The organism is Pseudomonas sp. Rh2, from assembly GCF_040762985.1.
GTDB lineage: Bacteria > Pseudomonadota > Gammaproteobacteria > Pseudomonadales > Pseudomonadaceae > Aquipseudomonas > Aquipseudomonas taiwanensis.
This window is the reverse complement of the sequence record NZ_CP142890.1, coordinates 418,018-437,737: the sequence shown is the minus strand read 5'-3', so window position 1 is coordinate 437,737 and position 19,720 is coordinate 418,018. Positions and strand designations below refer to the sequence as shown.

Below are 19,720 nucleotides of genomic sequence, written 5' to 3'. Positions count from 1 at the left end.
CTGGGCAGATTCTGGAGCAATTAGCGTGCCTTTTCACTTTAACAACGGCGATAGAAGTGAATTAGACGGGTACGACGCCAAATACGGCCTCGATGTGTGGCCGTGGATGGCCCCGCAGCGTGCCCAGGGGCGTGAAGTCATTGTGCTGCTGGATGGCGAAGCATTCACTCGCCGCGAGTTGATGGCCGCCCTGGGCAGCGACCGATGGTGCGCGCTTCATAGCCAGACGCCGGCCGCCTAATCGTCTAATGCTGGCCCAGTGGCATTCCGGGTGATGCCTGGCGAGCCAAGTTTGGCCGAGCCTGACCGTTCGACGCCGCAGCAGAATTGGGGTTGGTTGGCCAGCTTGGCCCCGGCTGAGCTGCCCGCTTACCACCGTGGCCGGAGGAAACACCCGAGACGCATTTTCAGCGGATGCGACGGTTTGCGCCGTTCGGCGCTAGGGGGTGTGAAATGAAATATTGTTTGAAACGAGTCGTTGTGGTGACCGCAGCATGGTTACAGACCAATTGTTTTGAAGAGCAATCGAATACGTTCACGTAGGTAAGTGAGCTACCGCCAAACTTTTCTTATTGGCTGGTGTGATTTACAAGCCCGAGCCAGGCACTCACAGCACAGTGACATCCTCGCCATGCTCGACGCTGAGGACGACCCGTCCGACCCGTTGAATTTGATATAAAAAAAGGGCCCTAAGCGTGCGCTAGGGCCCTTGAAAGGTTGAGAGGTGTCTAGTCCCTCGACCTGGTGAGACGTTTCAAGCGGTCGGTTACGCCTTCAGCGGAACCAGACGTGGAGCGATCATGTTTTCCGGACGCAGGATGTCGTTGAGCATCTCTTCGTCCAGCAGCTTTTCTTCGCGCACCAGTTCCAGTACGCCGCGGCCGGTTTCCAGGGCAACGCGGGCGATACGGGTGGCGTTTTCGTAGCCGATGTAAGGGTTCAGGGCGGTGACCAGGCCGATCGAGTGCTCGACCAGTTCACGGCAACGCTGTTCGTTGGCGGTAATGCCGACGATGCAGTGCTCGCGCAGCATGTCCATGGCGCGTTGCAGCAGGCGGATCGAGTCGAAGATCTTGTAGGCGATCAGCGGCTCCATCACGTTCAACTGCAGCTGGCCACCTTCGGCGGCGACGGTCAGCGCCAGGTCGTTGCCCATGATGGCGAAGGCGACTTGGTTCACCGCTTCCGGGATAACCGGGTTGACCTTGCCTGGCATGATCGAGCTGCCTGGCTGGCGTGCCGGCAGGTTGATCTCGTTGATGCCGGTGCGTGGGCCGCTGGACAGCAGGCGCAGGTCGTTGCAGATCTTCGACAGCTTGACCGCGGTACGCTTGAGCATGCCGGAGAACAGCACGAAGGCGCCCATGTCGGAGGTGGCTTCGATCAGGTCGGCAGCCGGTACCAGCGGCTGGCCGCTGATGGTCGCCAGGCGCTGCACGGCCAGGGCCTGATAGCCAGGGTCGGCGTTGATGCCGGTACCGATGGCGGTGCCGCCCAGGTTGATTTCGGTCAGCAGCTCCGGAGCCAGCGAGCGCAGGCGCTGCAGGTCTTCGGTCATGGTGGTGGCGAAGGCGCGGAATTCCTGGCCCAGGGTCATCGGCACGGCGTCCTGCAGCTGGGTACGACCCATCTTCAGTACGTGGTCGAATTCCTTGCCTTTGGCGGCGAAGGCCTGGATCAGGCTGTCGAGGCTGGCCAGCAGGGCGTCGTGACCCAGCAGCAGACCCAGGCGGATCGCGGTCGGGTAGGCATCGTTGGTCGATTGAGCCATGTTCACGTCGTTGTTCGGGTGCAGGTACTGGTACTCACCCTTCTGGTGGCCCATGGCCTCCAGTGCGACGTTGGCGATGACTTCGTTGGCGTTCATGTTGGTGGAAGTACCAGCACCACCCTGGATCATGTCCACCACGAACTGGTCGTGGAAGTCGCCTTTGATCAGGCGGGCGCAGGCTGCGGTAATGGCAGCATGCTTGGCATCGCTCAGGTGACCCAGCTCACGGTTGGCGTCGGCAGCGGCCTGCTTGACCATGGCCAGGGCCACGACCAGCTTCGGGTAGTGCGACAGCGGAACACCGGAGAGGTGGAAGTTGTTGGCAGCGCGCAGGGTCTGGATGCCGTAGTAGGCATCGGCAGGGACTTCAAGGGTACCAAGCAGATCTTTTTCGACGCGGAACGATGCAGCGGAGGACATGATGGATATCATCTCGATTTTGACCCGGCACATGCCGGAATGGCGCCAATCCTAGGGCTGCCGCGATTTTGCGGCCAATGCTGTTGCACGCTAACCTATGCATAAACGGCATACGGTTTGATGTGACGCCGATTGACAATCGAGCGTGTTCCATTTTGGTGCACGCCTTGCGGAGTAGTCGATGAACCTCGAAAGCAAGTGGCTGGAAGACTTCAGTGCCCTGGCCGCCACACGTAGTTTTTCTCAGGCGGCAGAGCGCCGCTTCGTCACCCAGCCAGCCTTCAGCCGTCGTATCCGCAGCCTCGAAGCTGCCCTGGGCTTGACCTTGGTGAATCGTTCCCGCACGCCCATCGAGCTGACTGAGGCAGGACAGCTTTTTCTGGTCACGGCGCGCACGGTTGTCGACCAGTTGAGCGAAGTTCTCCGCCATTTACATCATCTTGAAGGTGGGCAGGGTGAGGTGATCCAGGTGGCTGCGGCGCACTCCTTGGCATCGGGCTTTTTCCCCCGTTGGGTGGCACAGTTACGCAACGATGGGTTGAACATCGCCACGCGCCTGGTCGCCACCAACGTGGGGGATGCCGTGCATGCCTTGCGTGAGGGTGGCTGCGACCTGATGCTGGCTTTCTATGACCCGGATGCCGCCCTGCAGATGGATGCCGAGATCTTCCCGTCGCTGCACATGGGCACCACGGAAATGCTGCCGGTGTGCGCGGTGGGCGCAGATCGCAAGCCGTTGTTCGACCTCGATGGTGACAGCAGCGTGCCGCTGCTCGCCTACAGTGCCGGCGCCTTCCTGGGGCGGTCGGTGAGCCTGCTGCTACGTCAACGCAACCTGCGCTACACCACGGTCTACGAAACGGCCATGGCCGACAGTCTCAAGAGCATGGCTCTGGAAGGAATGGGCGTGGCCTGGGTGCCGCGGCTTTCCATGCGGGGTGAACTGGAGCGGGGCGAACTGGTGGTCTGTGGTGGTAGCCAGTGGCATGTTCCGCTGGAAATACGCTTGTACCGCTGCGCCCTGGTGCGCAAGGCCAACGTGCGTTTGTTGTGGCGCAAACTGGAGTCGGCCGGTAACCAGGCGGACCCTGCACTCTGAATCATTAGGGGGTAAAAAGTTGTCCCGCGAGACAGCTTGCCCTTTGATCCGACATGTGCTTGTGGGGGTGGGCGGGCTGCTTCGCTATACGCTATAATCCCGCGCCTTCGGCCGGCTAGGTCGATTCAGAATCCGTATGACAAGCCACGCCGGTCGACCTGCGTGGCTTGTTGCTTTTAGCGCGCCTGAAGGCGCTTGCAGGAGAGGCTCGACGATGAGTGCACTGGTTGGCGTGATCATGGGCTCCAAGTCCGATTGGTCCACCCTTAGCCACACCGCCGATATGCTGGAAAAACTCGGCATTCCCTATGAAGTGAAGGTGGTTTCCGCCCACCGCACCCCGGACTTGCTGTTCCAGTACGCTGAAGAAGCCGAAGGGCGTGGTATCGAGGTGATCATCGCCGGTGCTGGTGGTGCAGCCCACCTGCCAGGCATGTGCGCGGCCAAGACCCACCTGCCGGTGCTGGGCGTACCGGTGCAGTCGTCGATGCTGTCGGGCGTGGACTCGCTGCTGTCGATCGTGCAGATGCCTGCCGGCGTACCGGTTGCTACCTTGGCTATCGGTCGCGCCGGAGCTGTTAACGCCGCTTTGCTGTCGGCGAGCATCCTGGGCGCCAAGTACCCTCAGTACCATGCAGCGCTCAAGCAGTTCCGCACAGAGCAGACCGAGACCGTCCTGGACAATCCAGATCCACGTCAGGCTTGAGGCTGAACCCATGAAGATCGGTGTAATCGGTGGCGGCCAGTTGGGCCGCATGCTGGCTCTGGCGGGTACTCCGCTGGGCATGAACTTCGCTTTCCTCGACCCGGCGCCGGACGCCTGTGCCGCCGCACTGGGCGAGCACCTGCGTGCCGACTATGGCGACCAGGACCACCTGCGCCAGCTGGCCGACGAAGTCGACCTGGTGACCTTCGAGTTCGAGAGCGTCCCGGCCGAGACCGTGGCTTTCCTGTCGCAATTCGTACCGGTGTACCCGAGCGCCGAGGCGCTGCGCATCGCCCGTGACCGCCTGTTCGAGAAGAGCATGTTCCGTGACCTGGGCATCCCGACCCCAGCCTTCGCCGACATCCTCTCGCAGCAAGATCTGGACGCTGCCGTGGCCACCATCGGCCTGCCGGCGGTGCTCAAGACCCGCACCCTCGGTTACGACGGCAAAGGCCAGAAGGTCCTGCGCACGCCCGAGGACGTGGTCGGCACCTTCGCCGAACTGGGTAGCGTACCGTGCCTGCTCGAAGGCTTCGTGCCGTTCACCGGCGAAGTCTCGCTGGTGGCCGTGCGTGCCCGGGATGGCGAAACCCGTTTTTACCCGCTGGTGCACAACACGCACGAGAGCGGCATCCTGCGTCTGTCGGTGGCCAGCGAGGCTCACCCGCTCCAGGCGCTGGCTGAAGACTATGTTGGCCGTGTACTGCAGAAGCTCGACTACGTGGGCGTCCTGGCGTTCGAGTTCTTCGAAGTCGACGGTGGCCTGAAGGCCAACGAAATCGCCCCGCGGGTGCACAACTCCGGGCACTGGACCATCGAAGGCGCCGAATGCAGCCAGTTCGAGAACCACCTGCGCGCCGTTGCCGGCCTGCCACTGGGTTCGACCGCCAAGGTGGGTGAGAGCGCGATGCTCAACTTCATCGGCGAAGTCCCGGCGGTCGACAAGGTCTTGGCTATCGAAGATTGCCACCTGCATCACTACGGCAAGGCCTTCAAGGCCGGACGCAAGGTGGGTCACGCCACATTGCGCTGCCAGGACATGCCCACCCTCAAGAGCAAAATCGCCGAGGTAGAGGCGCTGATCAGCAACTGATCGAACTTCTGCCACGGGCAGGGTCTCTGAAATGGCAACAAGCCAAAGCGCTGTCTAGGCTTTGGCTTGTTCCATCTTCACTGCAGAGGGACTGCCATGGGCATCATTGGAACTATCTTCATCGGCCTCATCGTTGGCCTGCTGGCGCGCTTCATCAAGCCAGGGGACGACAGCATGGGCTGGATCATGACCATCCTGCTGGGTATCGCCGGCTCCTTGCTCGCCACCTACGGTGGGCAGGCCTTGGGGATCTACCAGGCGGGCCAGGCTGCAGGCTTCTTCGGAGCGCTGGTAGGTGCCGTCGTCCTTCTGGTGATCTATGGATTCATCAAGAAGCGTTGAATAGGCGGTAGAATGCCCGGCAATTCATCCGAGTTGCCGAGCATTTCATGCGAGCCTTTTTTCTCATTCCCTTGCTTCTGGCCAGCACCCTGGCCCATGCCGAACTGCCCGAGACCGACTGGCTGGAGCTGATGCCCAAGTCGGATCAGAAAGCGCTCGAGCAGATGCCCGAGATCGACCACAACTCGCCGGAGGCCATGGGCACCTTCACCGACAAGGGCGGCCTCAAGCAGAGCAAGGGCTTGCCGGCGGTGATGTACTCGACCAAGACCGTGGCGGCGATGGACGGCCGGGAAATCCGCTTGGGTGGCTACCCGGTGCCGTTGGAAAGCGATGCCAAGGGCAACAGCACCTTGTTCTTCCTGGTGCCGTACCCAGGAGCTTGCATTCACGTGCCACCGCCGCCGCCCAACCAGCTGGTGCTGGTGCGCTACCCGAAGGGACTGAAGATCGACGATATCTACACCCCGCTTTGGGTCAGCGGCAAGCTGAAGGTGGAGAAGGTCAGCAATGACCTGGCCGATGCGGCGTATGCGATGGATGCGGGGCAGGTGAGGGTGGTTGAAGACGCCGACCTCTGAGTGCCTGCGCCGGCCTCTTCGCGAGAGAACCCTAGAAGAGGCCCATGAGCTAGGCGCAGGCTGTCAGATCGTGTCACTACCCACCCGGACCTGCAGCGAACTGCTGGCCCCAGGTTCCAACTCCACTACGTCATCCCACACGTTCGCCGTCTCGATGCACAGCATCCGTTGCCAGCCATCATCGGCCATGTCTGGCAGTTCGCGGGCGCGGTCGGTCCATGGGTTCCAGATCACCGCCGAGCGTGAACCCTGGCTGCTCAAGGTGATGCGCCGGTTCCAGTGTGGATCGACGATGCTCAGTCGAGCGGGTGTGTTCAGGTAGATGCGGTCGGTCTCGCCGGTGAAGCCCAGTGCACCCTGTTGTTGGCGTTGCTCCCAGTCTGCCAGGGTCTCGATGTAGCTCAGCCCCTCGACGCCTTCGACCCGCGCCTGTCGCACATCGCTGAGCGCAAAGTAGCTGTGCAGGGCCTGGCTGATGGTGACCGGGGTAGTGCCCTGATTACAGCTGGTCAGCGTCAGCGTCAGGTCCTGGTCCAGCTCCACCACAAGCTTGAGTTCGACTTCATGAGGCCAGCCGGGCAGTTCACCCTTTGCCTCGGGCAGCTCGAACTCGATGCGCAGGCCATCGCCAACTTCTTCGATACCCAGCAATTGCCAGTCACGCGTGCGCGCCAAACCATGGGCAGGCGGCTGCTCGCCACGGTACATGGCCTGCACCGACTGGGGGTTGCGCTGCAGATTGCCGAACCACGGCCAGCACACTGGCACCCCCGCGCGCACCGACTTGTCCTTTCGGAAGATGGCCTGGTCGCTCAGCCACAGCAGCGGTGGCTCGCCCACGCGCTGGTAGCTGAGGATCTGCGCACCCTGCTGGGCGATCAGTAGTTCGGCGCGGTCGCTGGTGATGCGCCAGCAGTTGAGTTCGCCATGTTGCTCGGATTCGACCTTGAAGGTAGCCATTGCGCTCGTCTCATTGAATGCCTGTGGGTCTTGGACCCTGTGACTTGCAATGAGTTTACCGCTCGCCGGGCTCAGCGACGAGGCACAGAGCGGGTGCGGCCGCTGCCATCGATGGCCACGAAAACAAATACCGCTTCGGTCACCTTGCGCCATTCGCTGGACAGCGGGTCGTCGCTCCAGACTTCCACCATCATCTGGATCGAGCTGCGGCCGATTTCCAGGGTCTGGGTATAGAACGACAGCTGCGCGCCGACGGCCACCGGGACCAGGAATGCCATGCGATCGATGGCCACCGTGGCAACCCGGCCGCCGGCGACGCGGCTGGCCATGGCGGTGCCGGCCAAGTCCATCTGGGCAACCAGCCAACCGCCGAAGATGTCGCCGAAACCGTTGGTTTCGCGGGGGAGTGCGGTGATTTGCAAGGCCAGGTCGCCTTGCGGAATAGGATCTTCTTGTTCGAGCTCAATCATGCGGTGGGGCCTCTGACCCGTGACGCTTCGTTGGTATGGCGCAAGGCCGTGAAAACGATTCAGCTCGAAACATACTACGCTGATTTCGCTTTGCTGGGCGGCCGTAGGGAAACTCTGCGAAACCGCCTGAGCATAGTGACCGGCGTTTTCGCACAACATCCCACAGTTGGACCAACCTTTTTCCTACGAGTGGGCAGTATATAGAGCAGAACAGCCAGCGACGACCGTGCATTGATGAATATCTGTATGGATTTTGTATCGCTAACGATGCGCCTCGGCAATTTGCTATCTTCGCCTGTCTCCCAATCCAGAAGCCGCGTGCCAAGCGGTCTGCATGACCTACAAGAGAACAACGAGCGATGACCTCCGTGCCCAGCAGTATCGAGCAGCCTTCGCGGCCGCTGACCCGCAGTGACTACAAGACTCTCTCACTGTCCGCCCTTGGCGGAGCGCTGGAGTTCTACGACTTCATCATCTTCGTATTCTTTGCCACCGTGGTCGGCAAGCTGTTCTTCCCGGCCGACATGCCTGAGTGGCTGCGCCTGATGCAAACGTTCGGCATCTTTGCCGCCGGCTACCTGGCGCGGCCGCTGGGCGGGATCATCATGGCCCACTTCGGCGACCTGCTGGGTCGCAAGAAGATGTTCACCTTGAGCATTTTCATGATGGCGCTGCCAACCTTGGTCATGGGCCTGCTGCCGACCTACGCGCAAATTGGCATGTGGGCACCCATCCTGCTGCTGCTGATGCGCGTCATCCAGGGCGCGGCCATTGGTGGTGAGGTGCCGGGTGCGTGGGTATTCGTCTCCGAGCACGTACCAGCGCGCAACACAGGTTATGCCTGCGGCACCCTGACTGCGGGGCTTACCGCCGGCATCCTGCTGGGTTCGCTGGTCGCGACCCTGATCAACAGCGTGTACAGCGCCGAGGAAGTCGCCGGCTACGCCTGGCGTATCCCATTCCTGCTCGGTGGCGTGTTCGGCCTGTTCTCGGTGTACCTGCGTCGTTGGCTGCATGAAACCCCGGTGTTCGCCGAAATGCAGGAACGCAAGGCACTGGCCGAAGAGCTGCCATTGCGCGCGGTACTGCGCGATCACCGTGGCCCGATCATCCTGTCCATGCTGCTGACCTGGATGCTGTCGGCGGGTATCGTCGTGGTGATCCTGATGACTCCGGCGTTGCTGCAGAGCATCTACCACATCAGCCCCACCGACTCGCTCAAGGCCAACAGCCTGGCGATCGTGCTGCTCAGCCTCGGTTGCATCGGTGCCGGCAGCCTGGCCGACCGCTTCGGCGCGGGCCGCGTGTTCGTGGTTGGCAGTCTGCTGCTGCTGGCAAGCTCCTGGACCTTCTATCACAGCCTGCCGGTCCGGCCTGACCTGCTGTTCCCGTTGTATGCCATCACTGGCCTGTGCGTGGGCGTGATCGGGGCGGTGCCTTACGTAATGGTCAAAGCCTTCCCGCCGGTGGTGCGTTTCAGTGGCCTGTCGTTCTCTTACAACGTGGCATACGCCATCTTCGGCGGCTTGACGCCAATGGTGGTCACTGCGCTGCTGAAGGTCAGCCCGATGGCGCCCGCCTACTATGTGGCGGGGTTGTGCGCCGTTGGTCTGGTCGTGGGCCTTTATTTGCTCGCCAACAAACGCTGATTGGCAGAGGTACCGCTCCGATCGCTGGCAAGCCCCGACCCTGTAGGTGCCGGCTTGCCAGCGATAAGGTTCCCCCTTTCTGAAACATCCTGAAAAGGCCATCCCGGCAACCGGTGATGGCCTTTCATCCAATTGTCACATTGAAGTCATATCGTGTTCATGCGGCCTGCAGATACTTGGGCCCGATCCATCCAACACCCCCAATATTCCTGCTAGGAGCAAGGCATGAAACTGAAGCGTTTGATGGCGGCCCTCACCTTTGCCGCCGCTGGCGTTGCAACCGCCAATGCGGTAGCCGCTGTCGATCCTGCGATCCCGACCTACACCAAGACCACCGGTGTATCGGGCAACCTCTCCAGCGTCGGTTCCGATACCCTCGCGAACCTGATGACTCTGTGGGCCGAGGCCTACAAGAAGGAATATCCGAACGTAAACATCCAGATCCAGGCTGCCGGCTCCTCCACCGCGCCACCTGCGCTGACCGAAGGCACCGCCAACCTCGGCCCGATGAGCCGCAAGATGAAGGATGTCGAGCTGCAGGCCTTCGAGCAGAAGTACGGCTACAAGCCGACCGCCATCCCGGTTGCCGTCGACGCCCTCGCCGTGTTCGTACACAAGGACAACCCGATCAAAGGCCTGACCATGGCCCAGGTCGATGCGATCTTCTCCTCGACCCGCCTTTGCGGCGGCAAGGCCGACGTCAAGACCTGGGGCGACCTGGGCGTGACCGGCGACCTGGCCAACAAGCCGGTTCAGCTGTTCGGTCGTAACTCGGTGTCCGGCACCTACGGCTACTTCAAGGAAGAAGCCCTGTGCAAAGGCGACTTCAAGCCTAACGTCAACGAACAGCCTGGCTCGGCTTCGGTCGTGCAGTCGATCAGCTCCTCGCTCAACGGCATCGGCTACTCGGGCATCGGCTACAAGACCGCCAGCGTCAAGACCGTAGCCCTGGCCAAGAAAGAAGGCGGCGAGTTCATCGAGGACAACGAAGCCAACGCCCTGAACGGCACTTACCCGCTGTCGCGTTTCCTGTACGTCTACGTCAACAAGGCCCCGAACAAGCCTCTGGCCCCGCTGGAAGCCGAGTTCGTGAAGCTGGTCCTGTCGCAAGCTGGTCAGCAGGTCGTGGTGAAGGATGGCTACATCCCGCTGCCGGCCAAAGTGGTCGACAAGACCCTGGCTGACCTGGGCCTGTCCCACGCAGGTAACGTTGCAAAGAAGTAAGTAATTGAGGAAGAGGCCGGCGCGGATGCCGGCCTTTTCCACGAATTCCCAGTCCGAAGCCAGGGTTCCTGAGCGGCGGGCTTTTGTGCGTCAACGCACTGTCATGTTTTTGTCATACGGGACCGCTAGGGTGTGCGCATGAATGATCTGGCCAACTCCACAATGACCCAAAATTCCCCTCCCGTGCGGATTGACTTCAATACGCCGGAGCTGCAACGCAAGCGCCGCATGCGCGCCCTCAAGGATCGCCTGACCCGCTGGTATGTACTGGTGGGCGGGCTTGCCGTATTGGCAGCCATTACCCTGATCTTCTTCTACCTGGCCTATGTGGTGCTGCCACTGTTCCAGGGCGCCGAGCTGACCAGCAAGAAGGCCCTGGAGCCGACCTGGTTGCAGCAGGACGCCGGCAAGCCGCTGATGATCGCGCTTGAAGAGCAGAACCTGGTGGGCATGCGGGTTTCCGACAAGGGGCAGGCGCTGTTCTTTGACTCCAAGACCGGTGCCGAAGTGAAGCGCGTCGACCTGCCGTTGCCAGCTGGCACCCAGGTCAGCTCGATCAGTACCGACCAGCCGGGCAGCCCGCTGGTGGTGTTGGGGTTGTCCAACGGCCAGGCGTTGGTGTTCCACCACACCTACAAGATCACCTACCCGGACAACAAGAAAACCATTACCCCCGACATCGACTTCCCGTACGGCCAGGCGCCGTTCGTGCTCGATGACGAGGGTCGTCCGCTCGAGCACGTAAGCGTGAACCTCAATGGCGAGACCTTGCTGCTGGCTGGTTCCACCGGTTCGCACCTGCAGGTGGTCGAGCTGACGAGCACCGAGAACATGATGACCGGCGAGGTCACCACCGAGCAGAACCGCATCGAACTGCCGCAGATGACCGAAGTGGTGAAGAACATCTTCATCGACCCGCGTCAGCAGTGGCTGTACGTGATCAACGGTCGCGCCACTGCCGACGTCTTCAGCCTGCGTGAGAAAAGCCTCAATGGCCGCTACAAGCTGCTTGAAGACGGCCAGGCCGAAATCACAGCCACTGCCCAGCTGGTCGGCGGCATCTCGCTGATCTTCGGTGACTCCAAGGGGGGGCTGAGCCAGTGGTTCATGGCGCGTGACCCCGATGGCGAATCGCGCTTCAAGCTGATCCGCAGCTTCCAGATGGGCAACGCGCCTGTCGTCCAGATCGACGCCGAGGAGCGCCGCAAGGGCTTCATTGCGCTGGATGCGGCAGGCAAACTGGGCGTGTTCCACAGCACTGCGCACCGAACCCTGTTGGTCGAGCCAGCGGCTGAAGGCCCGGGTATCCTGGCGCTGTCGCCGCGCGCCAACCGCATCATCATCGAGGAAGGTGGCAAGCTGCTGCCACTGAGCCTAAAGAACCCGCACCCTGAAATTTCCTTCAGCGCGCTGTGGGGCAAGGTCTGGTACGAAAACTACGACGAGCCGAAGTATGTATGGCAGTCGACCGCATCGAACACCGATTTCGAACCCAAGCTGAGCCTGTCGCCGCTGACCTTCGGTACTCTGAAGGCCGCCTTCTACGCGATGATCCTGGCTGCTCCACTGGCCATCGCCGCCGCCATCTACACCGCTTACTTCATGGCCCCGGGCATGCGCCGCAAGGTCAAGCCGGTGATCGAACTGATGGAAGCGATGCCGACGGTGATCCTGGGCTTCTTCGCCGGTCTGTTCCTGGCCCCGTACCTGGAAGGCCACCTGCCAGGAGTGTTCAGCCTGTTCGTGATCATGCCCCTTGGTATCCTCCTCACAGGCTTCACCTGGAGCCGTCTGCCTGAGTCGATCCGCCTGCGTATTCCAGACGGCTGGGAAGCCGCGATCCTGATCCCGGTGATCCTGGTGATCGGTTGGTTCGCCCTGTACATGAGCCCGTTTATGGAGACCTGGTTCTTCGGCGGCGACATGCGCCTGTGGATCACCAACGACCTGGGCATCACCTACGACCAGCGCAACGCCCTGGTAGTTGGTATCGCCATGGGCTTCGCGGTCATTCCGAACATCTACTCCATCGCCGAAGACGCCGTGTTCAGCGTGCCGCGCAGCCTGACCCTGGGCTCCCTGGCCCTGGGTGCGACACCGTGGCAGACCCTGACCCGCGTGGTCATCCTCACCGCCAGCCCGGGTATCTTCTCGGCGCTGATGATCGGCATGGGCCGTGCGGTTGGCGAGACCATGATCGTGCTCATGGCCACCGGCAACACCCCGGTGATGGAGCTGAACCTGTTCGAAGGCATGCGCACCCTGGCCGCCAACGTGGCGGTGGAAATGCCTGAATCCGAAGTCGGCGGCAGCCACTACCGTGTGCTGTTCCTCGCTGCCCTCGTGCTGCTGATGTTCACCTTCATCATGAACACCTTGGCCGAGCTGATTCGCCAGCGTCTGCGCAAGAAATACTCGTCGCTTTGATAGGAAGGTAGAGATCCGTGAAAAAGGATTCCCTCAAAAGCTGGTTCAAGAGCGGCGCCCCAGGCGTCTGGATCAGCGGTGGCGCGGTCGCCATGGCGGTGATCATGACCGTCGGCCTGCTGGCGGTGATCGCCGTGCGCGGCCTGGGCCACTTCTGGCCGGCCGACCTGGTCCAGGCCACCTACAAGGTGCCGGGCCAGGCCGACCATATCGTCATCGGTGAAGTGGTACAGAAAGAAGAAGTCCCGCGTGCCCGTCTCAAGGGTGCTGGCTTGCCAGTACCGGACGAGGGGCCGGAGTTCATGACCCGCGAGCTGATCAAGGTCGGTAACCGCGACCTCAATGGCAGCGACTTCACCTGGGTGGTCGGCGAATGGCTGGTCGACGAGCAGAAGCCGGTCGACCTGATCGCCCTGGAACGTCGCGAGTGGGGCAACTTCTACGGCTACCTGGTCAGCGTCAAGGAAGAGGGCAAGGTCGTCGCCGAAGGCCCTGCGGCCTGGAACGAGCTACAGACTCGCCTCAAGCGCGCCAACCAGCTCAACAGCGAGCTGCAGAGCCTCGAGAAGAAAGACATTGGTGCCATCAACCATGGCCTCGAACGCCTGCGCCTGCATGCCCGTAAACTGGAACTGGACGGCAAACTGGACGCCGCTGCCCAAGCAGACATGGACGCCGAGCGTGCCGAGCTGAACAGCCGCTACAAGGCCATCGAAGACCGACTGACCAGTCTGCACCAGGCTTTTGCCCGTGACAGCCTGGTGGCGCGTGACGGTAATGGCCGCGAAGTCGAGATCAACCTGAGCAAAGTGGTACATGCCATCCAGCCGAACGCCATGTCCGGCATGACGAAGATGGGCACCTACTTCGCCAAGGTCTGGGAGTTCCTCAGCGACGACCCGCGTGAAGCCAACACTGAAGGCGGTATCTTCCCAGCCATCTTCGGTACCGTGATGATGACCCTGATCATGGCCGTGATCGTCACCCCGTTCGGTGTGCTGGCCGCCGTTTACCTGCGCGAGTACGCCAAGCAGGGACCGGTGACCCGCCTGATTCGTATTGCGGTGAACAACCTGGCGGGTGTTCCGGCCATCGTCTACGGCGTGTTCGGACTGGGCTTCTTCGTCTACGTGCTGGGCGGTTCGATCGACCGTCTGTTCTTCCCCGAAGCGCTGCCGGCACCGACCCTGGGTACTCCGGGCCTGCTGTGGGCCTCGTTGACCTTGGCACTGCTGGCCGTGCCCGTGGTGATCGTGGCCACCGAGGAAGGCCTGGCGCGCATTCCACGTACCGTGCGCGAAGGCTCCCTGGCCTTGGGTGCGACCAAGGCCGAGACCCTGTGGAAAATTGTCCTGCCGATGGCCAGCCCGGCCATGATGACCGGCATGATCCTCGCGGTGGCCCGCGCTGCCGGTGAGGTCGCGCCGCTGATGCTGGTGGGTGTGGTGAAACTGGCACCGTCGCTGCCGGTTGACGGCAACTACCCGTACCTGCACCTGGATCAAAAGATCATGCACCTGGGCTTCCACATCTACGACGTCGGCTTCCAAAGCCCTAACGTCGAGGCCGCGCGGCCGTTGGTGTACGCCACCGCGCTGCTGCTGGTGCTGGTGATCGCCACCCTAAACCTCTCGGCGGTGTGGATCCGTAACCACCTGCGCGAGAAGTACAAGGCTCTCGACAGCTGAACCTGATTGCAAGCGTGCCGCCCGCCCGTCGGGCGGCCCTTTGAAACGCATTGATAGCGTATGGAGTTGACCATGCAGCATGAATCCCACGCCCACGGCATCGACATGTCGGCCCTGGGCCGCGACAAGCAGAGCCTGCGCCTGGCCGAAGAAACCGTGGCCATCGAAGTACCGGGCCTGTCCCTGTTCTATGGCGAGAAGCAAGCGCTGTTCGATGTGCAGATGAATATCCCCAAGCAGCGCGTGACCGCCTTCATCGGCCCGTCCGGTTGCGGCAAGTCGACCCTGCTGCGTACCTTCAACCGCATGAACGACCTGGTTGACGGTTGCCGCGTGGAAGGCGCGATCAACCTGTACGGCAACAACATTTACCGCAAGGGCGAAGACGTGGCGGAGCTGCGTCGCCGTGTGGGCATGGTGTTCCAGAAGCCCAACCCGTTCCCCAAGACCATCTACGAGAACGTGGTCTACGGCCTGCGCATCCAGGGCATCAACAAGAAGCGTGTGCTCGATGAGGCTGTCGAATGGGCACTCAAGGGCGCTGCCCTCTGGGATGAGGTGAAGGACCGCCTGCACGAATCGGCACTGGGCCTCTCTGGCGGTCAGCAGCAGCGTCTGGTCATCGCCCGCACCATCGCGGTAGAACCGGAAGTGCTGCTGCTCGACGAGCCATGCTCGGCACTGGACCCGATCTCGACCCTGAAGGTCGAAGAGCTGATCTACGAGCTGAAATCCAAGTACACCATCGTCATCGTGACCCACAACATGCAGCAGGCGGCCCGTGTCTCGGACTACACCGCGTTCATGTACATGGGCAAACTGGTCGAATTCGGGGATACCGACACCCTGTTCACCAACCCGGCGAAGAAGCAGACCGAAGACTACATCACCGGTCGCTACGGCTAACAACCGAAGCCAGGGAACGACACGAACTTCTTGAAGCTTGCAGCTTCTTCGCGGAGCGAGACGATGATCAACAAAGAAAGCCTTACGCATCACATTTCCCAGCAGTTCAACGCCGAGCTCGAAGAGGTGCGCAGCCACCTGCTGGCCATGGGTGGCCTGGTCGAGAAGCAGGTCAACGACGCCGTTACCGCGCTGATCGAGGCCGACTCGGGCCTGGCCCAGCAAGTGCGCGAAGTGGACGAGCAGATCAACCAGATGGAGCGCAACATCGACGAGGAGTGCGTGCGCATCCTCGCTCGCCGTCAGCCTGCCGCGTCCGACCTGCGCCTGATCATCAGCATTTCCAAGTCGGTGATCGACCTGGAGCGCATTGGTGACGAGTCGACCAAGATCGCCCGCCGTGCCATCCAGCTGTGCGAGGAAGGCGAATCGCCGCGTGGCTATGTCGAGGTTCGCCATATCGGCGACCAGGTGCGCAACATGGTGCGTGACGCGCTGGATGCGTTCGCCCGCTTCGACGCCGACCTGGCATTGTCGGTGGCTCAGTACGACAAGACCATCGACCGCGAGTACAAGACCGCGCTGCGCGAGCTGGTGACCTACATGATGGAAGACCCGCGCTCGATCTCGCGGGTACTGAGTGTTATCTGGGCCCTGCGTTCGCTGGAACGCATCGGCGACCACGCGCGCAACATCTCGGAGCTGGTGATCTATCTGGTGCGCGGCACTGATGTGCGCCACCTGGGCCTCAAGCGCATGAAAGAGGAAGTCGAAGGAACGGCCGATAGCGCTAATGTTCCGGCCGGAGCGGACGATAAATAGGATTGCTCCCGAGCCTCAACGCCCGGCCTGTGCCGGGCGTTTTCGTTTGCGGTCGAGCAGCCAGCAGGCACCTGCGAATGATGTGAAGAACTCCCGGCGTGGTCCATGTTTTGGCAAATGGCCATCAGTCAGCGTTATGCTAGCCGGGATTCAAGAGGAGTATCGATGAGTAAAGTCAATGTGCTGGTCGTGGATGACGCACCGTTCATTCGTGACCTGGTGAGGAAGTGCTTGCGCAATGCCTTCCCCGGCATGGTCATCGACGATGCGGTCAACGGCCGCAAGGCCATGACCATGCTGAGCAAAGAACCGTTCGACCTGGTGCTGTGCGACTGGGAGATGCCGGAAATGTCCGGTTTGGAACTGCTGACCTGGTGCCGTCAGCAGCCCGAGATGAAGAACCTGCAGTTCATCATGGTAACCAGCCGTGGTGACAAGGAGAACGTGATCCAGGCCATTCAGGCCGGCGTCTCAGACTTCGTCGGCAAGCCGTTCACCAACGAGCAGCTGCTGACCAAGGTAAAAAAGGCGCTGACCAAGATCGGCAAACTCGAAGGCCTGGTGGCGGGTGCGCAGGCACGGGTCAACTCGGCATTCGCCAACGACTCGTTGAGCGCCCTGACTGGCGGCAAGCCTGAAGCGGCCAAGGTCTCGGCGCCCGCGCCTGCCTCAGCCCCGGCCCCTGCCAAACCCTTGATCAACGCGCCAACCCCCACTACCGCCGCTGCTGCTGCGCAGACGGGCCGTGGTCAGGGGCAGCTGCGGTTGTCCAGCGGTACACAGCCTTGTGTGATCAAGGCCTTGAGCCTCAAGGAAGCCTTGCTGGTGGTTCGGCGTAGTGCGGTCCTGCCACAAGTGCTAGAAGGTGCGGTGTTGGACCTGGAGCAGGGCGAGAACGCCGAGGTGGCACGTTTGAACGGCTACTTGCATGCGATTGCGGCTCTGGAACCGAAACCAGAGAGTGATTGGCTGCAATTGACGTTCAAGTTCGTCGATCAGGATGCACAGAAGCTGGATTACCTGTCGCGCCTGATCGCGCGCGGCACCCAGCAGAAGCATTTCACTCCGGGGGCCTGAGCCCATCGTCGATAAGCTGGCGCCTTGGGTTGCACGACCACCAGGTGCCGGCTTGTCGGGTGCTGGCTGTTCACCCGACCAACTGCAGCCCATCGGCCAAATCCCCCTGCTAGGCTTCGACAGACAATAACTGTCAAAAAGCCACTATCATGCCAGCCTCTCGCCTGCTGCTGTTCTGTGCCTTGCTCACGGCTTCGGCGTCGAGCCTGGGCATGACCATCTACAAGACCGTCGACAATTTCGGCGTGGTCTCGTACTCCGACCGTTACAGCCCCGGCGCGAAAACCTTCGAGCTGCGTGAGCCGATGCTCGAACGGATCGAGGGCAAGGTGCGTTTGCAGACCGAGACCTTTCCTGGCGGTGTGCGCTTTGTCGTGCGAAATGACCTGTACGTACCGATGCAGGTCGAGCTGCGTATCGACAAGCTGGCCAACGCCTTTGGCGGCAACGCGCCCCGCACCGTGCGCGCCATCGTCGGCCCGCGTTCGAGCAAAACGTTGAGCTCGGTGCTGGCGGCGCCGGGCGGGCCGCTCAAGTATGTCAGCCAGTTCCAGTACGCCATGGGAGACCCCTCTCAGCGCTCGCTGGCTTACCGATATCCCTTCCCCTGGAAAGGCGGACCGTTCCGCTTGACCCAGGGGCCCAATGGCCGTTTCAGCCACTTCGGCCCTAAGGGGCGCTATGCCATGGACATCGCCATGCCAGAGGGCACGCCGATCATCGCTGCGCGGGGTGGGGTGGTGGTCAGGATCGAGAACAACCAGAGTGGGCGGGGCACCAACCCGTCGGGCAACTTCGTGCGTATTCTGCACCCGGACGGCACCATGGGCGTCTACCTGCACCTGATGCGCGGGTCGGTGGTGGTCGCTGAGGGGCAACAGGTGGTAGTAGGGCAGGCCTTGGCCAAGTCGGGCAACACGGGCAACAGCACCGGGCCACATCTGCATTTCGTGGTGCAACGCAATGTGGGGCTGGCGCTGGAGTCGATACCCTTTCAGTTCGACCGGCCGATTGGCGGGCTGCCGGATTTTACCGCTGGCAACCCTTGAGGAGGGTGTGGGCTTCACCGTCGGCAAGCCGGCCCCTGCAGGTTCGGGAGTCGGCTTGCCGGGTGGCGCCACGGTCGGTCAATCCAGCTTGAGCACCTTGGCCAGCACGATCTTTGGCCCTTTCATCTTCTTGATGATGATACGCAGCCCCTCGACCTCCAGCACTTCTTCTTCCTCAGGTACCCGCTTGAGCGTCTCGTACACCAGGCCAGCCAGGGTTTCTGCCTCGATATGGTCCAGGTCGATGCCCAACAGGCGCTCGACCTTGAACAGCGGTGTATCGCCACGCACCAGCAGTTTGCCCGGCTGGTAGGCGAGGATGCCGCGTTCGGTCTTGCGGTGTTCGTCCTGGATGTCGCCGACCAGCACTTCCAGCACGTCTTCCATGGTCAGGTAGCCGATTACCTTGCCATCGGCTTCCTCGACCAGCACGAAATGCGCGCCGCCCTTGCGGAACTGCTCCAGCAGTTGCGCCAGCGGCATGTGCCGGGAAACACGCTCCAGCGGGCGGGAGAGGTCTTCCAGGTCGATGGTCTCGGGCAGGTGCTCCAGCTCGGCAAGCTCCAGCAGCAAGTCCTTGATGTGCAGCAGTCCGGTGAACTCCTCGCGCTCGGCGTCGTACACCGGGTAACGGCTGAACTTGTGGCGGCGTACCAGGGCCAGGATCTCCCTCAGCGGCGCATGGGCGTCGATACTGACCATGTCTTCGCGCGAGTTGGCCCAGTCGACCACCTCCAGCTCGCCCATTTCGACCGCCGAGGCGAGTACGCGCATGCCCTGGTCACTCGGGTCCTGGCCTCGGCTGGAGTGCAGGATGAGCTTGAGCTCCTCGCGGCTGTAGTGGTGCTCGTGGTGTGGGCCGGGCTCACCCTGGCCGGCAATGCGCAGGATGGTGTTGGCGCTGGCGTTGAGCAGATAGATGGCCGGGTACATCAGCCAGTAGAACAGGTACAGCGGCACGGCTGTCCACAGCGACAGCAGTTCCGGTTTGCGGATGGCCCAGGACTTGGGCGCCAGCTCGCCGACCACGATGTGCAGGTAGGAGATCACGAAGAAGGCGACGAAGAACGAAATCGCCTTGATCAGCTCAGGCGTGTCCACACCCATGTATGCCAGCAATGGCTCGAGCAAGTGGGCGAAGGCCGGCTCACCGACCCAGCCCAGGCCTAGGGAGGCGAGGGTGATACCCAACTGGCAGGCCGAGAGGTAGGCGTCCAGCTGGTTGTGAACCTTGCGCAGGATGCTGCCGCGCCAGCCGTGCAGTTCGGCAATGGATTCGACGCGGGTAGCGCGCAGCTTGACCATGGCGAACTCGGCGGCAACGAAGAAGCCGTTGAGCAGCACCAGCAGCAGGGCGAAGATGATCATGCCGAAATCGGCGAATAACGAGGTGAGGCTGATACCAGGGGAAGGGTCCATGATGGAGTTTTTACGGG

The 19,720-nt window shown here is 61.9% G+C and carries 18 protein-coding genes; 14 read left to right on the top strand and 4 right to left on the bottom strand.

Annotation, left to right across the window (positions count from 1 at the left end):
- Window positions 1–25 precede the first annotated feature (25 nt).
- On the top strand, window positions 26–241 hold the full coding sequence (locus VXM67_RS02010) for a hypothetical protein (RefSeq protein WP_148299942.1): 216 nt from the start codon (window positions 26–28) through the stop codon (window positions 239–241).
- Between the two features lie 525 nt (window positions 242–766).
- Here the strand turns inward: VXM67_RS02010 and aspA are convergent.
- Entirely contained in the window at window positions 767–2,191 is a 1,425-nt protein-coding gene (gene aspA / locus VXM67_RS02005) for an aspartate ammonia-lyase (protein ID WP_367237469.1), read from the bottom strand.
- A gap of 181 nt (window positions 2,192–2,372) precedes the next feature.
- On the opposite strand from aspA, the gene VXM67_RS02000 reads away from it, so the two are divergent.
- The 5 genes from VXM67_RS02000 (at window position 2,373) to VXM67_RS01980 (ending at window position 6,012) form a co-directional block, all read left to right on the top strand.
- Window positions 2,373–3,290 carry a LysR substrate-binding domain-containing protein gene (locus VXM67_RS02000; RefSeq protein ID WP_023383068.1) on the top strand — a complete coding sequence of 306 codons (918 nt, stop codon included), beginning with the start codon at window positions 2,373–2,375 and terminating at the stop codon, window positions 3,288–3,290.
- Window positions 3,291–3,504: 214 nt separating this feature from the next.
- Window positions 3,505–3,996: a 5-(carboxyamino)imidazole ribonucleotide mutase gene (gene purE, locus VXM67_RS01995; RefSeq protein ID WP_023383067.1), complete on the top strand. Its 492-nt coding sequence runs from the start codon at window positions 3,505–3,507 to the stop codon at window positions 3,994–3,996.
- A 10-nt stretch (window positions 3,997–4,006) separates the two neighbouring features.
- Window positions 4,007–5,089 (top strand): 5-(carboxyamino)imidazole ribonucleotide synthase, encoded by a 1,083-nt coding sequence (locus VXM67_RS01990; protein WP_186598619.1) that lies wholly within the window; start codon window positions 4,007–4,009, stop codon window positions 5,087–5,089.
- A gap of 96 nt (window positions 5,090–5,185) precedes the next feature.
- Window positions 5,186–5,431, top strand: coding sequence for a GlsB/YeaQ/YmgE family stress response membrane protein (locus tag VXM67_RS01985; RefSeq protein ID WP_010955824.1), 246 nt, complete (start codon window positions 5,186–5,188; stop codon window positions 5,429–5,431).
- A 47-nt stretch (window positions 5,432–5,478) separates the two neighbouring features.
- On the top strand, window positions 5,479–6,012 hold the full coding sequence (locus tag VXM67_RS01980) for a DUF3299 domain-containing protein (protein WP_023383065.1): 534 nt from the start codon (window positions 5,479–5,481) through the stop codon (window positions 6,010–6,012).
- A gap of 63 nt (window positions 6,013–6,075) precedes the next feature.
- On the opposite strand, the gene VXM67_RS01975 is transcribed toward VXM67_RS01980, so the two are convergent.
- Both VXM67_RS01975 and VXM67_RS01970 read right to left on the bottom strand, forming a co-directional pair.
- Window positions 6,076–6,972, bottom strand: a complete 897-nt coding sequence (locus VXM67_RS01975) for a D-hexose-6-phosphate mutarotase (RefSeq protein ID WP_023383064.1) — start codon at window positions 6,970–6,972, stop codon at window positions 6,076–6,078.
- A 71-nt stretch (window positions 6,973–7,043) separates the two neighbouring features.
- Complete coding sequence (locus VXM67_RS01970; protein ID WP_003253317.1) at window positions 7,044–7,442, bottom strand: acyl-CoA thioesterase; 399 nt, start codon at window positions 7,440–7,442, stop codon at window positions 7,044–7,046.
- A gap of 359 nt (window positions 7,443–7,801) precedes the next feature.
- Between VXM67_RS01970 and VXM67_RS01965 the strand changes: the two genes are divergently transcribed.
- The 8 genes from VXM67_RS01965 (at window position 7,802) to VXM67_RS01930 (ending at window position 18,284) form a co-directional block, all read left to right on the top strand.
- On the top strand, window positions 7,802–9,091 hold the full coding sequence (locus VXM67_RS01965; RefSeq protein WP_186598618.1) for an MFS transporter: 1,290 nt from the start codon (window positions 7,802–7,804) through the stop codon (window positions 9,089–9,091).
- Between the two features lie 225 nt (window positions 9,092–9,316).
- Complete coding sequence (locus VXM67_RS01960; protein ID WP_003258169.1) at window positions 9,317–10,315, top strand: phosphate ABC transporter substrate-binding protein PstS; 999 nt, start codon at window positions 9,317–9,319, stop codon at window positions 10,313–10,315.
- A 138-nt stretch (window positions 10,316–10,453) separates the two neighbouring features.
- Window positions 10,454–12,742 carry an ABC transporter permease subunit gene (locus VXM67_RS01955; RefSeq protein ID WP_023383062.1) on the top strand — a complete coding sequence of 763 codons (2,289 nt, stop codon included), beginning with the start codon at window positions 10,454–10,456 and terminating at the stop codon, window positions 12,740–12,742.
- Window positions 12,743–12,759: 17 nt separating this feature from the next.
- A complete protein-coding gene (gene pstA, locus VXM67_RS01950; RefSeq protein ID WP_023383061.1) occupies window positions 12,760–14,430 on the top strand; it encodes a phosphate ABC transporter permease PstA in 1,671 nt (556 codons plus the stop codon).
- Between the two features lie 72 nt (window positions 14,431–14,502).
- Window positions 14,503–15,336 carry a phosphate ABC transporter ATP-binding protein PstB gene (gene pstB / locus VXM67_RS01945; protein ID WP_023383060.1) on the top strand — a complete coding sequence of 278 codons (834 nt, stop codon included), beginning with the start codon at window positions 14,503–14,505 and terminating at the stop codon, window positions 15,334–15,336.
- A 63-nt stretch (window positions 15,337–15,399) separates the two neighbouring features.
- Window positions 15,400–16,158: a phosphate signaling complex protein PhoU gene (gene phoU, locus VXM67_RS01940; RefSeq protein WP_023383059.1), complete on the top strand. Its 759-nt coding sequence runs from the start codon at window positions 15,400–15,402 to the stop codon at window positions 16,156–16,158.
- Window positions 16,159–16,323: 165 nt separating this feature from the next.
- A complete protein-coding gene (locus VXM67_RS01935) occupies window positions 16,324–17,235 on the top strand; it encodes a response regulator (protein WP_023383058.1) in 912 nt (303 codons plus the stop codon).
- Window positions 17,236–17,384: 149 nt separating this feature from the next.
- Window positions 17,385–18,284, top strand: a complete 900-nt coding sequence (locus tag VXM67_RS01930; protein ID WP_367237468.1) for a peptidoglycan DD-metalloendopeptidase family protein — start codon at window positions 17,385–17,387, stop codon at window positions 18,282–18,284.
- Between the two features lie 78 nt (window positions 18,285–18,362).
- On the opposite strand, the gene VXM67_RS01925 is transcribed toward VXM67_RS01930, so the two are convergent.
- Entirely contained in the window at window positions 18,363–19,703 is a 1,341-nt protein-coding gene (locus tag VXM67_RS01925; protein ID WP_023383056.1) for a hemolysin family protein, read from the bottom strand.
- Window positions 19,704–19,720 lie beyond the last annotated feature (17 nt).

What these genes read in the sequence shown, in the direction of transcription:
- aspA (WP_367237469.1), bottom strand. Translation starts at nt 2,191, where the DNA reads ATGTCCTCCGCTGCATCGTTCCGCGTCGAAAAAGATCTGCTTGGTACC.
- VXM67_RS02000 (WP_023383068.1), top strand. Translation starts at nt 2,373, where the DNA reads ATGAACCTCGAAAGCAAGTGGCTGGAAGACTTCAGTGCCCTGGCCGCC.
- purE (WP_023383067.1), top strand. Translation starts at nt 3,505, where the DNA reads ATGAGTGCACTGGTTGGCGTGATCATGGGCTCCAAGTCCGATTGGTCC.
- VXM67_RS01990 (WP_186598619.1), top strand. Translation starts at nt 4,007, where the DNA reads ATGAAGATCGGTGTAATCGGTGGCGGCCAGTTGGGCCGCATGCTGGCT.
- VXM67_RS01985 (WP_010955824.1), top strand. Translation starts at nt 5,186, where the DNA reads ATGGGCATCATTGGAACTATCTTCATCGGCCTCATCGTTGGCCTGCTG.
- VXM67_RS01980 (WP_023383065.1), top strand. Translation starts at nt 5,479, where the DNA reads ATGCGAGCCTTTTTTCTCATTCCCTTGCTTCTGGCCAGCACCCTGGCC.
- VXM67_RS01975 (WP_023383064.1), bottom strand. Translation starts at nt 6,972, where the DNA reads ATGGCTACCTTCAAGGTCGAATCCGAGCAACATGGCGAACTCAACTGC.
- VXM67_RS01970 (WP_003253317.1), bottom strand. Translation starts at nt 7,442, where the DNA reads ATGATTGAGCTCGAACAAGAAGATCCTATTCCGCAAGGCGACCTGGCC.
- VXM67_RS01965 (WP_186598618.1), top strand. Translation starts at nt 7,802, where the DNA reads ATGACCTCCGTGCCCAGCAGTATCGAGCAGCCTTCGCGGCCGCTGACC.
- VXM67_RS01960 (WP_003258169.1), top strand. Translation starts at nt 9,317, where the DNA reads ATGAAACTGAAGCGTTTGATGGCGGCCCTCACCTTTGCCGCCGCTGGC.
- VXM67_RS01955 (WP_023383062.1), top strand. Translation starts at nt 10,454, where the DNA reads ATGAATGATCTGGCCAACTCCACAATGACCCAAAATTCCCCTCCCGTG.
- pstB (WP_023383060.1), top strand. Translation starts at nt 14,503, where the DNA reads ATGCAGCATGAATCCCACGCCCACGGCATCGACATGTCGGCCCTGGGC.
- phoU (WP_023383059.1), top strand. Translation starts at nt 15,400, where the DNA reads ATGATCAACAAAGAAAGCCTTACGCATCACATTTCCCAGCAGTTCAAC.
- VXM67_RS01935 (WP_023383058.1), top strand. Translation starts at nt 16,324, where the DNA reads ATGAGTAAAGTCAATGTGCTGGTCGTGGATGACGCACCGTTCATTCGT.
- VXM67_RS01930 (WP_367237468.1), top strand. Translation starts at nt 17,385, where the DNA reads ATGCCAGCCTCTCGCCTGCTGCTGTTCTGTGCCTTGCTCACGGCTTCG.
- VXM67_RS01925 (WP_023383056.1), bottom strand. Translation starts at nt 19,703, where the DNA reads ATGGACCCTTCCCCTGGTATCAGCCTCACCTCGTTATTCGCCGATTTC.